The sequence below is a fragment of the Pedobacter sp. SYSU D00535 genome (assembly GCF_017355855.1).
Taxonomy (GTDB): domain Bacteria; phylum Bacteroidota; class Bacteroidia; order Sphingobacteriales; family Sphingobacteriaceae; genus Desertivirga.
Window position 1 is genome coordinate 210,521 of record NZ_JAFEWD010000003.1, and the last position, 16,500, is coordinate 227,020.

General features: G+C 46.7%; 11 protein-coding genes. 5 read left to right on the forward strand and 6 right to left on the reverse strand.

The window, feature by feature from the left end; all coding sequences use genetic code 11:
• Positions 1–2 precede the first annotated feature (2 nt).
• From J4N23_RS08975 to J4N23_RS09000, 6 genes are all read right to left on the reverse strand, one after another.
• The gene (locus tag J4N23_RS08975) at positions 3–3,371 is read right to left on the reverse strand and encodes a TonB-dependent receptor (RefSeq protein ID WP_207426625.1); all 3,369 of its coding nucleotides are present in this window, start codon (positions 3,369–3,371) and stop codon (positions 3–5) included.
• A gap of 160 nt (positions 3,372–3,531) precedes the next feature.
• Entirely contained in the window at positions 3,532–4,566 is a 1,035-nt protein-coding gene (locus J4N23_RS08980; RefSeq protein WP_207426626.1) for a FecR family protein, read from the reverse strand.
• A gap of 49 nt (positions 4,567–4,615) precedes the next feature.
• Positions 4,616–5,194 (reverse strand): RNA polymerase sigma-70 factor, encoded by a 579-nt coding sequence (locus J4N23_RS08985; RefSeq protein ID WP_207426627.1) that lies wholly within the window; start codon positions 5,192–5,194, stop codon positions 4,616–4,618.
• Between the two features lie 200 nt (positions 5,195–5,394).
• On the reverse strand, positions 5,395–5,679 hold the full coding sequence (locus tag J4N23_RS08990; protein WP_242689168.1) for a YciI family protein: 285 nt from the start codon (positions 5,677–5,679) through the stop codon (positions 5,395–5,397).
• A gap of 19 nt (positions 5,680–5,698) precedes the next feature.
• Positions 5,699–6,064, reverse strand: coding sequence for a VOC family protein (locus J4N23_RS08995; RefSeq protein ID WP_207426629.1), 366 nt, complete (start codon positions 6,062–6,064; stop codon positions 5,699–5,701).
• Positions 6,065–6,136: 72 nt separating this feature from the next.
• On the reverse strand, positions 6,137–6,721 hold the full coding sequence (locus tag J4N23_RS09000; RefSeq protein WP_207426630.1) for a hypothetical protein: 585 nt from the start codon (positions 6,719–6,721) through the stop codon (positions 6,137–6,139).
• Positions 6,722–7,182: 461 nt separating this feature from the next.
• Between J4N23_RS09000 and J4N23_RS09005 the strand changes: the two genes are divergently transcribed.
• The 5 genes from J4N23_RS09005 to J4N23_RS09025 all read left to right on the forward strand — a co-directional run bounded on the left by J4N23_RS09005 (position 7,183) and on the right by J4N23_RS09025 (position 16,498).
• Positions 7,183–8,835: a DUF6377 domain-containing protein gene (locus J4N23_RS09005; RefSeq protein ID WP_207426631.1), complete on the forward strand. Its 1,653-nt coding sequence runs from the start codon at positions 7,183–7,185 to the stop codon at positions 8,833–8,835.
• A gap of 547 nt (positions 8,836–9,382) precedes the next feature.
• The gene (locus tag J4N23_RS09010; protein ID WP_207426632.1) at positions 9,383–12,382 is read left to right on the forward strand and encodes a TonB-dependent receptor; all 3,000 of its coding nucleotides are present in this window, start codon (positions 9,383–9,385) and stop codon (positions 12,380–12,382) included.
• A gap of 18 nt (positions 12,383–12,400) precedes the next feature.
• Positions 12,401–13,969: a RagB/SusD family nutrient uptake outer membrane protein gene (locus J4N23_RS09015; RefSeq protein WP_207426633.1), complete on the forward strand. Its 1,569-nt coding sequence runs from the start codon at positions 12,401–12,403 to the stop codon at positions 13,967–13,969.
• Positions 13,970–14,000: 31 nt separating this feature from the next.
• A complete protein-coding gene (locus J4N23_RS09020; protein WP_207426634.1) occupies positions 14,001–15,059 on the forward strand; it encodes a SusE domain-containing protein in 1,059 nt (352 codons plus the stop codon).
• A gap of 62 nt (positions 15,060–15,121) precedes the next feature.
• The gene (locus J4N23_RS09025; RefSeq protein WP_207426635.1) at positions 15,122–16,498 is read left to right on the forward strand and encodes an alpha-amylase domain-containing protein; all 1,377 of its coding nucleotides are present in this window, start codon (positions 15,122–15,124) and stop codon (positions 16,496–16,498) included.
• The last annotated feature ends 2 nt before the right edge of the window (positions 16,499–16,500 follow it).

The window sequence follows — 16,500 nt, forward strand, 5'->3', positions numbered from 1 at the left end:
CTCTAAAAGTTATAGTTTAAGCCCAGCATGAACTCCGTACCTCTACGGTAGTTTCTTCTTACATATTCTTCATTGTAGGTGCCGTATTTGCCATCCCTTCCTGGTTTGGTGTATACCCTTTTGAAGTCAGGGTCAAGAAGGTTTTTGGCAAAGCCAGTTAACTGAAGTCCTTTGTAGATCTTCTGCTTAAAAACGGCGTCCAGGACGCCGGCGGGTTGCTCGTACACGTCCGGTCCACCATTCAGCTGTACTTCAACCAGGCGCTCCCCGATCTGATTAAACTGTACGTTAAAGATCGAGCCCGACTTTTTATTGTCGTACGAGAGACTGGCGTTGATAACATAGGGCGGCTGCTCGAACACGGGGCTTTTGTCCGGGGCATAACGATCAATAAGCCTGGCAGAGCTAAGTCGGTCTTTATTCAGTTTTACAGAGCTGTTCGCCAGCATTAAGGAGGTGTTCAGACTAAAATGTCTGAAGCCTCGTCCCAATAAACTCAGGTTTTTTTGAATTTCAAATTCCAGTCCCAGTACTCTACCTGTCTCCGAATTATTCTGGTAAGACACAGAAGGAGTAAAGGCAGGCCCATTAGCTGCAATTCCTGCTGGTCCGCTAAACACCTTCTCCAATTGGTTCTCTATCTTCTTGTGAAATACGGATACGGATAGGACATCCGTCAGGGTGGGAAACCACTCCCATCTGAAATCGAGGTTTTGAGCGGTAGAGTTCCTCAATTCCCGATTCCCTCTTACAAAGGCATTTTCAAAAGCATCGAACTGCGTAGTAGGAACAAACTCCCGGATTTCCGGGCGTTGAAGTGTCCTCGAATAGGCCGCGCGGAAATTCATCTTCGGGTTGTGGTGGTAAATGAAGGTACCCGACCAGAATGGCTTGAAGTCGGTATTATACGAGCTGCCAGAGAGCGAGTCTTTTTGGAATCGGGTAAAATTGCTTTGGTCGATGCCAATACCGATGGTGTCAACATCGCCACGCATTCTTGTTTGTTCAAATCGCACACCGCCCACCAATTGGATTTTATCTTTCCATTTCACATCCACCATCTGATAGAGGGCGTCCACTTTCTGTGAACCTGTATAATTATTCCTTGTGGGACGAACATTGTACAAGTGAGCAGTGGCTAAAGCGCCTCCTTCAGCTCCCTGGCCCCCTTCCCGGATGCCGATATTTCCGGGCGCTACCAAAGCGTTTAGATCTCCGTTCAGATACATCAACTGGCCGGCATCCGGCAGACCAAGCACTTGTTCGTTGTAGTTCCTGGAGCGCTTCAAAAAGAAATATCCGAACTTAAGATTGAGTTTTAGATCTTCATTTACCACGAATTCCCGGGTTAGATCTCCCAGATAGTTCCGGTTTTGCTCCTTCATATTTCTGAAGTAGCGGCCGCTCAGCTCGTCGCCTTCCGGAAAGCTATATTCCGGGTAAGTCACCCGGTTCACTTCATAGATCTGATTTGTGTCGATAACCAGGTTGACGCTCCTGAAGTCGGGATCATTTTGCATTGCGTTCGACCCGCTGGCATTCCAGTTAAACCTCCAGGCGGACGGACTTTTCCCGAGCTTGTGTTCCCCCTTCAACTGCAGCGTGTGGAAATCCCTCTCCGTCGTACGAAGGTTATAGATCTGGTTCCCAATATTAAATTTCTTCTCAGAGATAAGATTTGAAGAAGGGTACCCGCCGATCAAATTCATGCCGGTAGCTTCGGCCCCCTTACTTCCCACATAGTGAGCACTTACCTCGTGCTCGTTGGAGATTTTATAAGCAAGGGCAGCGAGTCCTCCGTAGGTAAGCTGTTGCGTACCACTGTGCTCTTTATACCGTTGATAGGGAAGTAGTTTAATGTTGTTTGGAGTGATGAAGTCAGGTATTTCAGTCCCCGTATTGTATCCACCTGTTGCTGCCCCGGCGTAGAATGAATAGGTGTTAAACTCGCCTCCCTGATTAGCATCAGTCCGGCTAAAGTAGTTTGCACCAAGAATTACCCCCAACTTGCGCTTAAGGACCGTGTAATTGTTTCCTATGGTGAAGGAGTAAAGCTGATTAGCCTCCGCTTTCTTCAAGGAGGTAGTCAAGACGGGATCAAAGGCCTCCATCAGCCGGTTAATTCGCAAAGCCTCCTGGTAATTGGCCATGCTGCTCGCACTATTTTTAAAAGCCGACTCAATTCCTCCTTCTATATCAAGGTACTGGTAACGCAAGTTCCTGAACTCTGAAGAGAGATTTCGTTTACCTGCTAGCTGACCGAACGTTCCCAGATCGCTGCCCTGAAAGGAGGTGAAGTTTCCACTTGCTCCTATCCTGTTGTTAAAGCCGGTAGAAGCCGTGAAGTTGATTGTTAGTTGCTCCGGGATTGACTTTGTTTTTAGCTCTACCACTCCGGCAGTTGCATCCGCTGGCTTATCGGGTGTAAGGGTTTTGATCACAGAAATGTTATCGAGAAGCATTGCCGGGATTAGGTCGAGTGGTACGGCACTTCTGTCTGCATTGGCCGTCGAGAGGCGGGCACCGTTTAGCTGAGCTACAATATTCCGGTCGCTCAAACCCCTGATTGCTACGTACTTTCCGTCAGCAACCGACACACCCACTACCCGTTGCAGCGCTTCGGTTGTATTGATGCTTCCCGCTTTTGCAATTCCTTCAGCGCTGATTCCGTCTTGCACAGCCGTTGATTTTTTCCGCGCTGATAAAAGAGCAACGTCTGAAGCACTTGAGCGACGGCCGTGCACCACCACTTCCTTCAAATCCTGGTTACTCTCCTTCAGTTGTACAGCTACATAGTTTTCACCCGAATACGTAAGGGTTTTCGTCTCGAAGCCCAGGAACTGAAAAATAAGCTTGTCGCCTTGTTCAACCTGAATAGAGAAAGCCCCGTTTACGTCAGAAACGGCTGATCGAAGTTTGCCTTCGATTTTCACAGATACCCCGGGAAGGGTGTTCCCTTTTTCATCCGTAACCTTTCCCTGAAGAAATTTTGGAGGTACCGGAGGAGCCTTTTCTTCTATCACCACATAATCTTTCACTAGCTTGTAGGTGAGATTAGTTTGGGATAGGATAAGCCGGAGGGTGTTGGCAACAGAGATAGCCTTTTGGTTGATGGTCACCTTTTTCTTCTCTTTGGCCACGGTTTGGTTTAGGAAGGAGATTTGAACGCCGCTCTTCCTTTCGAGGGTCACCAGCGATTCTGATAAACTCGCATCTTTTACCTGAAAATCAATTTTTATCTTATCAATATTTTGTTCGTTCCTGTGCTTGCCGTACACGAGGGCTGCCGACTCGGAGACGAGTAACAGGATAAGCCACAGGCTTTTCCTAACAAAACAGATACTAGCGTACTGTTGTAGTACTTTTTGCATATTTTTGAAATTGTAACGGTATTAAAAAAATTAAAGCTGTTATATCTGAAGCATGCTTCAGTTGAAGGCCCGGCTTAACCCCATGACTGTCAATCGTTGGTTAAGTAAGGCATTTTCCGTCCGCTCCACGGCGGACGGTTTATTTTCCTTTCTCTCTACCTCATTTTCTTCCTCCTTTTTTGAGTGTTACAGTTTGCCCTTCAATTATGTACTTGATATTTGCGGTGCTGGAAATTATTTCCATGATATGGCTTAAGGGTTGGCTCCCGTTGACTGACAGTGTGAGCCGGTAACTCGACAGCTCTTCATCTTGCAGCAGGATCTTCGCTCCATACCAATTCTGTAGCCTTCCAGTAATATCCTTAAGGGCGGTGTTGTTAAACAGGAGCTTGCCCTCTTTCCAGGCGGTCAGCTCGTAGGTATCGGTCTCACTTTTTTCCATTATTCCAGCCAATTCATTATAGCTAAGCTTAGCACCCGGTAGCAATTCAGCAAGGGTATTTGTCTTAGCCCCCTCAACACTGCTTACCCGAACTTTACCCGTTGCCACTGCAACCGCCACTCGCCTGTCTCTGGAATCTATTTTGAACGATGTGCCCAAAACTCTTGTCTCGACCTTACCGGATCTGACAATGAAGGGTCGTTTAGCGTCTCTTCGAACTTCAAAAAAGGCTTCTCCTTCCAGACTTAGCTCTCGACGGTTACTATCAAATGTTTCGGGATACGAAAGGCAGCTGGCAGGACCGAGGTAGACTACTGAACTATCGGGCAAGAGAATTTTTGAACGCTGGCCTGCCGGGTTTTCCCGTTCGATCAGTTCTACCATTGGGGCAGGAGTGGAGGACTCTCCGGCCGTCCACAGCCAGGCTATAAATGCAAGCAGAACAGAAGCCGCTACGGTATAGGAAACCAGTCGGTAGATGCTTCCCTTTTTTGCATTGTCCCCATCAGGTTTTTCATAGAAAAAACGAATTTTCCAACGTCTTAGCCTTACTTCGTCTGATTCTGCTTCCTGAATTGTATTCCAGTCCTCGTCGAGCAGATTTTCCAGCTCTTTTTGACCCGCAGGCTGGTCTAGTAGCTGTCGAACCTGTTTTAACTCTTCAGCGTTGCACTGCTGGTTAATATATTTCTGAAGCAGTTGCCTGTTATTGTTCTCAGTCATATAGAAGGTCAGCTTTTCTGTACCTGACATGCACAATGACGAAAAGAGCGGGGCCAGCCCCCAATGCTATGTTAATTTTTTATCGGATCATGAACAGAAGGATTCCGGCAATGCCAGATTTCTTAAGATGCTGCCTCAAGAAGGTTAGGGCGGCTGTCATATGGTTTTCGACGGTTTTGGTAGAGATGTCGAGCTTTTCGGCGACTTCAGTTACTGAAAGGAGTTCATGTCTGCGCAGTTCGAATACCTTGCGGCGCTGATCGCTTAGCTGGCTAAGGCCCTGTAAATAAACCTTTCGAGTTTCCTGCAGACAAATGGCGGCATCTGTATGGTCGGGGGAGCTAAGGGAAACAGTTGTTTCTTCAATCGGCTCAGTATAAATGGCTTTTTTTCGATAATGATCTACAATCTTATTTCTGACGCTTTGATAGAGAAAAGCTTCAATGTTTTGAACTGCAGAAAATCGGTCTCGCTTTTCCCAAAAATTAAGCATCACATCCATCAGGAGGTCTTCCGCCTGGTGCTCGTCCCTCAGGTGCTTGCAAGTAAATAGAAATAGCTTGTGGAAATACCTCCTGAATAGCAGATCGAATGCTTTACTCTCATCCTCTTTGAGATACTTTAATATAAGATCTTCCGGGTTTTTTGTTGCAGGCATACCGATTTCGCCTGCCAAACTAGAGCATGGATTTTTCTAAAGCATTAAGTTTAAGTTAAATGATGGTGCATTATGGCGGGAAGTTGTTCCTCGAGGAAGGGAACCTTCTTCCCGCCCGCTGTATGCTGTTTCCTGTCCGCTCTAACCTTTTTTCATTCTTAAATCTCCTGAGATTCAGCTTTTACTGCTTAGGCTACTTATTACTGCCGTACCAAGCCCACCATCATTGGCAGCAGCTCATACTGATTGATTCCGGAAGTGACAGCAGGATCTTCGCTGATCATCTGCTGTGCTTCTTCTTCAGACTCCACTTCCAGTATCGCCAGACCGAATACTCCTTTCGGATCCAGCACCGGACCGTAAACCAGCGTCTTTCTTTCGGCGAACAAGCCGTTCCAGTATAGGATATGTGATTCCATCACCGCTTTTTCTTCCTCGTTCATGTCCAGATGAAAGGTAGGACGGGGAGGAATTAGTTTATACATAAAGTAGTTCATGTCTATCTTAATTATGCTGTAAACCTAGTCTATTTCCTTCTGTATCGGCAAACATGCCCACGTATCCTGCCTCTTCTGATAAAAATGTTTTTTCCATCAATACGGTTCCTCCTGCTGCTTTTACTTTTTCCAGAATCAGGTTTAAATCCTCTCCTCCGTCCAGGTAAATAACAATTCCATTTTCCGAGGGCTGGTAGTACTCTCCTTTAACCAGTGCCCCGGTGTTCTTCTGGTCTTCCGTCGGAAATAATCCATACTGCATACCGCCCATTTCGAACACGTTGATTTCCGCACTTAAAATGGCTGCATAAAATTTAACAGCTCTCTCGAAGTCAATTACCGGGATCTCTACCCAGTTCACCAGATGTTTCATATGCTTTTCTGTTTTGATTACAGCTCAAAAGTAGCCTGAGGTGAAGAGGTATAATTGTAAAAATCGGAAGTGCTAACCTTTGTAGAAAAAGCGGTCGTAATCGTTGCTTTGATGCAGAAGTTGTTTAGGTGCGAAACCCGTAAAGCGCTTAATGTCTTTGATGAAATGTGATTGGTCGTAGTAATAATTATAAAATTCGCGTTCAAAAAAGAAGGCTTCTTTGTTCGAGTTGACCGCCTGATAGTAATGCTGGAAACGGAGGATAGAGCCCAGATTCTTTGCACTCGTTCCGATCTTCTCGTTGAACTTGGCGTTAATCCAGCGGGTGGTATAACCGCTTGCTCGCTCCAGGTTTGTGATTAGTGTGCGGCCATTATCCTGCATCAACCGTCTGACGCAGAACTCAAACACCCGGTCTTCCTCCCGCTTCATAAACACGCCGAGCAGAAAGTTCTGGATCACCTGAAGCTTCTCCTCGAGGCTAGCCGCCCCTTGCAGCCGTTCTTCCAGTCGCAAACTCTCATTGCCCAATACATCCTCCAGTAAGTAGATTGTATTTTTAATCTCCGAAAAGCGAAGGTTCAGAAAGCGGTAGGCGCCCAGGGGACTAAACTCGACTGTGATATTTCCTGAAGGACGGTCCTCGCCAATGTCCACTACCGATGGTAGGTCGCTCAGTCCAATGAGGGTAATCTTATTCTCTTTCGACTGAAATGTACTGCCATTAAAGTTGGCAGTAATAGAGTTTTTGAAAGGGAAAACCAGCTTTACCCGCGCATTGGGTACGATCGTTTCAGGTCGTCTGCAGGCAGCTTTCCCTCACATTCGAGCACGAAGATGCGGTCGATACAGCTGCGAAGCGAGGGGTAAGGGCTTATTTCCTGAAACTTCATATTGCACTGCTCAGCTGATGCTGATTCGCTTGATCTAACTTACAAAATCGGTTTGAGTTTCAGAATATGAATTACAGTAGGGGAAAGTATTTGGGAAGAAAGAAAAGAAAGCCGGCTTCATTGCGTACTAGTGGGAAATTTTAGACTTTTGCATTTAACCAATATTTGCATCTAACACGTTCCAATATTTTTTGTTAATTCAACCGATTAGTAGTCCCTAATGCCATGAGATTGTTTCTGATTTTGTTATTGCTGTTTACGCGATCGCTGGCTTCAAAAGCGAGCACATATCAGGACAGCCTTTTTGACAAACTGAACGAGACGCTGGCTGAAAAGGATCGCTACGATAAAGCCAAGGAACTTCGTATACGCCGGCTGAAAAACAACTTAGCCAATACCCCGGTCACTAACTCGCTCAGGAGATATACTATTGCAGAGGATATCTACGAAGAGTACAAAGTTTATCAGTTTGATAGTGCTTATGTCTACTTAAAACAGTTGCAGATCCTGGCGACCAAACTGAATGACAGGTCGAAGGAGGCTGACTCAAAAGTAAAACTAGGATTTATCCTCTTATCGTCGGGGATGTTTAAAGAGGCTTTTGAAAGCGTAGAGGACGTTAACCCTGCGAACTTATCAGCCGGAGGGAAAAAGAATTACTATAGTATGCTGACAAGGGCATATTTCGATTTGGCCGCTTACGACAGTGATAATTATTATGCACCTGAGTACAATCGTCTGGCCAATCGCTATATCGATTCGGCCATTCAGCTCTGGGAGCCTGGCTCTTTTGAGCGAAAGTATTGGGATGGCTACCGGGATTTGAAGCAACAGAGGTATAGCCGGGCCCGGGCTAAGTTTGAGAAAATTTTAAGTAGCGATAGGTTAACACAACACCAATATGCTATTGTGGCGTCTACCTTAAGCACGATTTATGCCAGGCAGGGGGATGCTAATCGATCGCAGAGCTTACTTATTGAAGCTGCTATGGCGGATATCCGATCGTCTACTAAGGAAACGCTGGCCCTGTTCTGGCTCGCCGAAGCTTTATATAAAAAAGGCGATGTGGAAGTTGCTTACGGTTATATTACTCACGCTATGCAGGATGCAGAGTTCTATGGCGCCCGTCAACGGAAGTTTCAGATAGGGACTGTCTTGCCGATTATTGCAGGCGCAAAAGTGAGTAACTCAGAACGTGAAAAGAATCAATTTCTGATTGTCCTGGCATCCGTGCTGCTCCTCGCTGCTGTCATTGCGGTTTTCTCTGTGTTGCTGTACAAGCAGTTGCAAAAATTAAAGGCTAAAGAGCGCATCATCGAAGAAACTAACGCCGAACTCGAACTGATTAACCAGCAGCTGGTAGAGGGTACTGCCATTAAAGAGAACTATATCGGATACTTCTTCAATGTTATTTCGGAATATATCCTGAAGCTGGAAAAACTGAAACACTCTGTGGAGATGAAGCTGAGTGTGAAGAGGTTCGAGGATATTCAGGCCATTATCAATAAGATTAACATCAAGAAAGAACGGGATACCCTTTACAATACCTTTGACCATGTCTTCCTGAAGATCTTCCCGAACTTTATCTCGGAATTCAACAAGCTGTTTAAGCCCGAAGATCAGATGTGGCCGAAAGAACACGAGGTGTTAACAACCGACCTGCGAATTTTTGCCCTGATCAGGATGGGAATTGAAGACGACGCTACTATCGCTAACGTCCTTGAATATTCTGAAAAGACCATTTATGTGTATAAGATGCGGATCAAAGCCAAAGCCTTGGTACATGGTGATGAATTTCAGAAAAGGTTGATGGCAATAAAGGCAGTAGAAACACAAAAAAGGGCGTCCCTCGAATCCCCGGAAGTTATTCCCGCGTAGTTCCGATCTTCTGTTCTCCTTCCTGAAAATCTTCACTCACCCCTAATTAATCTCAACCTTCGGCAGGTCGCCCAGCAGAGGAAGCTTCGCACTTTGGTCTGTTAACTTCCGATATCAGCAGGGGAAGAACGAGTACCGCGTCTTTTAGCCGTTTTTTTAAGATTATCGGCTAAAAATCTCTTAAATTTTTCGACTGTCACTTGTTTGTATTCTCTTCCTAATCAAGAAGTTAGTTGTTTTTAATAGCGCTTTTTGTTATAAAATCTCTATACGCATTCTAAATGAGAACAAGTTGCTCAGATTTGCATTAGTCAATTATGTCGGGGTCGCTAAGTCGCCTGGCGATAACCAATAGTAACCAATCAAATCTGATATTATGAAAACGAATAATGAGTGTAATCTGCATCGGTGGCAGCAAGCCTGCAGAAGAGAGCACGGTTAAGACTACCGCGGCGGGGAGGATCATTTGGGTTCTTTCATGCCCACTCTAAATCTTGCACTAACCAAGTTCAAATTGCTTCAAAACAACCACTAAATTATCTGTAAAATGAAAAGAATTTCTACAATAAGAGGTGCTTTTTTATGCCTGATACTACTATTCCCCTTCCTGGTATTGGCGCAGGCGGGAAGTATCTCGGGAACGGTTTTCGATGAAAATAACCTTCCCTTGCCAGGAGCATCTGTTACCATCAAGGATATCGGGAAAGGAACTTCTACCGGCCCTGATGGAAGTTACCGTCTGAGCGGTTTATCCTCCGGGGAGTTGACCCTCGCAATCTCTTTCATCGGCTACCAGTCCCTGGAGCGTAAAGTGACCGTAGACGGGAATACCGTTATTAACTTCAATCTGAAGCCTAATCCGAAAGCCCTAAATGAAGTAGTTGTAATTGGTTACGGAACTACTACCCGTCGCGACGTAACGGGTTCAGTTGCCACCGTTTCCGAGAAAGATTTTCAGGAGGGAGTAATTTCTACACCTGAACAGTTGATCACGGGCAAGGTAGCCGGTGTGCAAATAACTTCAAATAGCGGTCAGCCAGGAGCAGGTAGCCAGATCCGCATCAGAGGTGGCGCCTCATTGAACGCAAGTAATGATCCGCTCATTGTGATCGATGGAGTTCCGGTTTCTGACCCAATGAAAGCCGGAGGCGGTAATGATCGGGGAATTTCAGGCGCGACAAACATTCTGAGCACGATCAATCCTAACGATATTGCTTCTATCACGGTACTAAAAGATGCTGCGTCTACTGCTATTTATGGCTCCCGGGCTTCGAATGGCGTTATCCTGATCACCACTAAAAAAGGATCCTCGGGAAAACCCGCCCTTACTTTCAATACCCAGAACTCTTTTTCAACCCTGCGCAATCGCCTCGATCTGCTTTCTGCCGACGAGATTCGCTCCTTTGTAGGCGCCAACGGCAGCCCGGCCTTCCAGGGACTTTTAGGAACTGCTAATACGGATTGGCAGGATGTGATCTACCAGAGTGGATTTTCCTCGGATAACAGTCTTGGCCTCTCTGGTACCTACAAAACGATGCCTTACCGCTTTACTGTAGGTTATCTCAACCAGACCGGCTTGCTGGTAAGCGACCGGCTGGAGCGAACTACCGGAAGCATTAACCTGAGTCCGAAGTTTTTTGACAAGCACCTGTCCGTACAGCTAAACCTCAAGGGTTCTATCACCAACTCGCGCTTTGCTAACACCGACGCTATCGGTTCTGCCATCAGTTTTGATCCGACCCAGCCCGTTTATGCAGAGAACGAATATGGAGGATACTTCGAGTGGCTTGAAAGCAATGGAAATCCAAAGTCTTTTGCGCCCAGGAACCCGCTTGGACAAATCGAGCAGCGCGAGAATAAAGGGGAGGTGCAAAGGAGCTTCGGGAACGTTCAACTCGACTACTCCTTCCACTTCCTGCCCGAATTACATGCTAATTTGAATCTGGGATATGATATTTCAGAAGGGAAAGGCCGCGACTATGTCGAGCCGAACGCGCTCCAGGCTATTTCCAGTCTCGGCAGAAACAACCCGTATCTACAGGAAAATAACAATAAAGTGGCCGAGTTTTATTTCAGCTACAACAAAGACCTGATGAATCTGAACAGTAATATCAATGCCGTTGCCGGGTACGGATATTACGATAACAAGTCCCGCAACTACTTTTATGGGAATTACAGCGCTAATGGAGAGTTAGCTCCGGGGGCCAGCGAACCTGCTTTTCCTTTCGCGGATCAGGCAAACCGGATGATCTCGTATTACGGTCGTCTGATCTATACGTTGAATAATAAATATATCGCATCGGCTTCCCTCAGAACGGATGGCTCTTCCCGTTTTAATCCTGACGGCAGATGGGGGACCTTCCCTGGTCTTGCTTTAACCTGGAGGATGAACGAGGAACGTTTCTTCAAACAGTTCAACTCACTTTCTGATTTGAAGCTGCGCCTGAGCTACGGGGTCACTGGTCAGCAGGAGGGGATTGCTAACTATTCTTACCTGGCCAACTATGCCATTAGCGGTCCTGACGCACTGTATCAGATCGGCGGCCAGTTCTACCCGATGTATGCACCAACCGCCTACGACGAGAACCTTAAGTGGGAAACTACAGACACCTATAACGCCGGCCTGGACTATGGCTTCCTGAACAACCGGATTAACGGTAGCGTGGATGTGTATTACAAAAAGACGAAAGATCTCCTGGCGACAGTACCCATATCAGTTGGTACTAACTTTAGCAACTACCTCTTAACGAACGTAGGTAATATGGAAAACAGAGGTGTGGAGTTCAGTTTTAACGCAGTGCCTGTTACCAATAAGGAACTTAACTGGAATGTGGGAGTAAACTTTACCTATAACAGAAGCAAGGTGACCAAGATTTTTTTGGTAGACGATCCAACCTTTGCAGGCATTTCCACCGGTGGAATTTCAGGAGGTACGGGAACGAACGTGCAGATCCATTCTTTAGGTTATGCTCCCAGTACCTTCTACCTCTACAAGCAGGTGTATAGCGCCGACGGCAGGCCCATTGAAGGGGTTTATGAAGACGTGAACGGAGACGGCCTGGTAAATGAATCGGACCTTAGCTTTTCTGAAAAAGCGGCTCCTGATGCTATCATCGGCTTCAACTCCCAGTTTAGCTATAAGAAATGGAGCTTAAGCACCATCGTCCGCTCAAACATTGGCAACTACGTGTACAACAACGTTTCGTCGAATACTGCCACCAGGAATAACCTGATCAGTACAACTACCAACGTAATTGGTAACGCTACAACCGAAATTTTCAGAAGTAATTTCTCTAACCGTCAGCTTTTGTCTGATTATTACCTAGAGAATGCTTCTTTCGTGCGAATGGACAATCTAACACTTGGTTACAATGCAGGTAGGGTGTTCAGAAACCTGAATAGCACACTGCGGATCAATGCAACCTGCCAAAACGTATTTGTAATCACTAAATACAGCGGTTTGGATCCTGAGATCAGCAGCGGGATCGACAATAACTTCTATCCGCGTCCGCGCACATTTGTACTAGGGTTTAATCTTGACTTTTAATTAGTAAAGGAGCTTAACATGAAATTGAAATATAAAGGTCTGAGCATCATCGCACTATTTCTCCTGGTGCTCATATCCTGCAAGCAGGACCTGGACCTGGAACCAACAAACGATATTACTGCCGACAGAGCTTATAACTCCCTGCAGGGATATAAGCAGGTATTGGCGAAAGTGTACGGAGCTTATGCGTTAACGGGTAACGGTGTGCGCAGCAGCGACCTGGGTGGCATTGATGCTGGAAACTCGGATTTCCTGAGGCTGTACTGGAACTTGCAGGAAATGCCTACCGATGAAGCAGTGAATGCCTGGGGCGACCGCGGCCTGGTGGATTTACAAACAAATACCTGGACTTCTGACAATGTACAGATTCAGGGTTTGTATACGAGGAGTTTATACCAGATCACCGTCGCCAATGCTTTTCTCCGGGAAACCACAGATGAGAAAATCGGCTCCCGTGGCCTTTCTGCCGAAGCCGAACAAATCAACTATTTTGCTGCCGAAGCACGTTTCATCCGGGCATTCCAATACTGGGTGTTGTTAGATATCTTCGGAAATCCGCCCTTTGTTACTGAGCAGAGCCCAATTGGGAAAAACCTGCCCCCGCAAACTAGTCGCAAGGATTTGTTCAACTATATCGAGTCAGAGCTGTTGGCCATCGAACCGCTGATGGTAAATGCCCGTCAAAACGAATACGGAAGAGCAGATAAGGCGGCCGTATGGGCGTTGCTTGCCCGGTTGTACTTAAATGCAGAAGTATATACAGGCGAGCCGAAATATACCGAGGCCATTACTTACGCTTCCAGAGTGATCAATGCCGGATATTCACTAATGCCGCAGTATAGAAACCTGTTCCGTGCCGACAATCATCTGAATAATAACGAGGTGATCCTAAGCATCAATTATGACGGAGTTAATTCTCAGAATTTTGGAGGGACTACCTTTTTGGTGAATGCTGCTATTAAAGGCGACTGGAAAGCAGAGTTCGGACTGACAGGACCTGAAGCAGGATGGGCCGGCAATCACTCGCGTGACAATCTGCCGGCTCTCTTTACAAATGCAAATGATAAGAGAGCGATGTTTAAAGGCAATGATCCCAAAATGGATGACTACAATGTGTTTGATGAAGGGCTGGCCGTAGCAAAATGGAACAACCTGACCTCCGACGACAAAATCGTTCCAGGTTATGAGGGGCGTGTCTGCTCCATCGATTTCCCATTATTCCGTCTGGCAGAAATGTATCTGATCTATGCTGAAGCAGTGAAAAGAGGAGGCTCAGGAGGAAATGAAGGTACTGCAGTCAATTACCTGAATCTTCTGCGGCAGCGGGCATATGGTAACACTTCCGGAAATATCAGTGCTTACACACTAAATGATATTATTGATGAACGAGGACGCGAGCTTTACTGGGAAGGGTTTAGAAGGACAGATTTAATCCGGTTCAACCGCTTTTCTGAGGGTACCTACTTGTGGCCTTTCAAGGGTGGTGTTAAAGCTGGGCGGGAATTCAGTGCAGATAGGAAACTATATCCCTTGCCAGCCTCTGATATTTCTTCCAACCCTAATCTGACTCAAAATAAGGGCTACTAAGCCCGATGTCTAATCATTAATTGATATAGAAATGAAAAAATATATTTGGAAAGCTTTACTGTCGCTGCTGGTAGCAGTCACAGCAATTTCCTGCCAAAAAGAAGGGGATATGACAATGGTAAGTGAAAGCGTCACCCCGGCCAGCCTTACTGCTCAAAATACGAACGTCGTTCTGTCCAAACAGTCGATCAGCGATACGGTGGCAACCTTTAGCTGGACAAAGGCCGATTTCGGTTACCAGGCCGGCGTCCTCTACACCATAGAAGTAGATAAGAAAGGAAATAACTTCGCCAATCCTAAGTCGGTGCCGGTTGGAACCTTTGCCGCCGATGCTGCTCCTAAAAAGGCTTTTAATGGCTTGGATTTCAACAACGTTTTGTTGGCCCTCAATCTGCCTACAGGCGTTGCCTCTCAGGTAGAGCTACGGGTTAAATCAGAAGTGAGCACGCTTGGGACAGTGCAGAGCCCGGCAGTTTCCATCGCTCCTGTTTATTCCGCTCCTGTAACGATCACCGCCACTCCATTTGCGCTGGTGTCTTACCTGTACGTGCCAGGTGCATATCAAGGCTGGAATCCAGCAAATGCTGACAGCTTGGTGTCGCTCACCTCTAATGGTATATATGAGGGCGTTATCGAGTTTACTCCTGGAAATTTAGGATTCAAGGTACTTACTAAGAAATCATGGGGTCCTCCCGAATATGGAAGGGGGGCAACAGCTGGAAGTATTGCAGTTGGAGGTGGCGACCTTTCTGCTCCAAATGCCGGAACTCTTAAGGTGACAGTGGACTTAAACGCTAACACCATTGCTTTCAGCCGGCATTCCTGGGGAATTATTGGAACCTCAACCGCGGGAGGATGGACTACCGATACTGATATGAAGTACAACAATGGCACTCAAACCTGGAGCATCACCACCACGCTGACTCCTGGCGTCTTCAAGTTCAGGCTTAATGACGACTGGGGGGTAAACCTGGGCGGAAGCAACGGAACGCTGACAGCCGGCGGGGGAGACATTGCGGTGACCATAGGCGGTACTTACAAGATCGAGCTCAACACCACAGCCAACACCTATACATTGACAAAACTTTAGTAGTTAACAGGCTCAACCCGGAACGTCCTGCTTCCGGGTTGAGCCTCCCTCATCTTAAAATCATGTCAGCTGTGACCAAACTAGCGAATAGCACTTTTTATTGCCTGATAGTTGCTGTCCTTGGGCTCTTCCATTCAGGGTGCTCCAAAGATGGGAGCTCCGACACCGAACAATTTGTGTCTTCTGCGGAAGCAGTAAGGCCGGATGCTCAAATCCTGATGCAAACGTTCTACTGGGACGTGAAGCCTGAGGGGACCTGGTGGGATACGATCAGTTCAAAACTCGACAGTTGGAAGTCTTCCGGTGTTACTGCCTTGTGGCTGCCGGTGGTATCGAAGGGACAAAGTGGGATACACTCGATGGGATATGACCCCTACGATTATTTTGATTTCGGCCAGTACGACCAGCATGGCAGCATAGAAACACGTTTCGGTTCATTCGCTGAGTTGAAATCGCTCATCGTACGAGCGAAAGCGCGGAACTTTAAACTCATTGCTGATATCGTTCTGAATCACAACTCGGGCGGCGACCTGGAATACAGTCCCTACTCCAAAAAGAGCTATTGGACCAGGTTCAGCCCCAGGTCCGGGAAGTTTTTCAGGTCTTTTGAAGATTTTCATCCAAATGCCCTGCATGCGAATGATGAAGGCGTATTTGCTGAGTTTCCAGACCTCTGCCATCATACAGAGAACGTGAAGGACTGGCTGTACAACCGACCCGACGGGATTGGGAAGTACTATCGTGATAGTCTTCAGTTCGATGGCTGGCGCTTCGACTATGTAAAAGGCTTCAGTCCCTCGGTAGTTAAGAGCTGGAATGCAGCAGTGGGTGGGATTTCCATTGGAGAGTACTGGGATGGGGATGTGAACCTGGTGAATAACTGGTGTAAAGCGGCCAACAGCGCCGCGTTCGACTTTCCCCTGATGTACGCCATGAAAGCTGCTTTCGATGGCTTAAACCTAGCTGAACTGCAGTCGAAAGGCTTGATAGCCGCAAACCCGGCTCAGGCTTACACTTTCGTTGCAAATCACGATGTAGACGAGATCAGCGTTGCGTCTAAACCGCTGGCTTATGCCTATATTATGGTTGCTGAGGGGACGCCCTGCATTTTCTATAAAGATTTTGAGGCGGGGCTGGATAAAGTGAAGTTGAATCAGCTGATCTGGGTGAAGAAAAACCTGGCCGCAGGCTCTACAAAAACGCTGTTGTCCTCGCAGTATGAATACATTCTGCGGAGAAATGGCACTCCGGGCGTGATTGCTTATTTTAATATCAACAATTCCGATGTCAGCCGGAGGGTACAAAGCAACTGGGCCAATACCTTGCTGAAAGATTATACGGGGGCAAATGCGGATGTAAGCACAGATGCATCGGGCATGGCTACCATTACCTGCAAGGGGAAAAGCTACGCTGTTTATGCACCGAAGGAGTTAAATTGAAA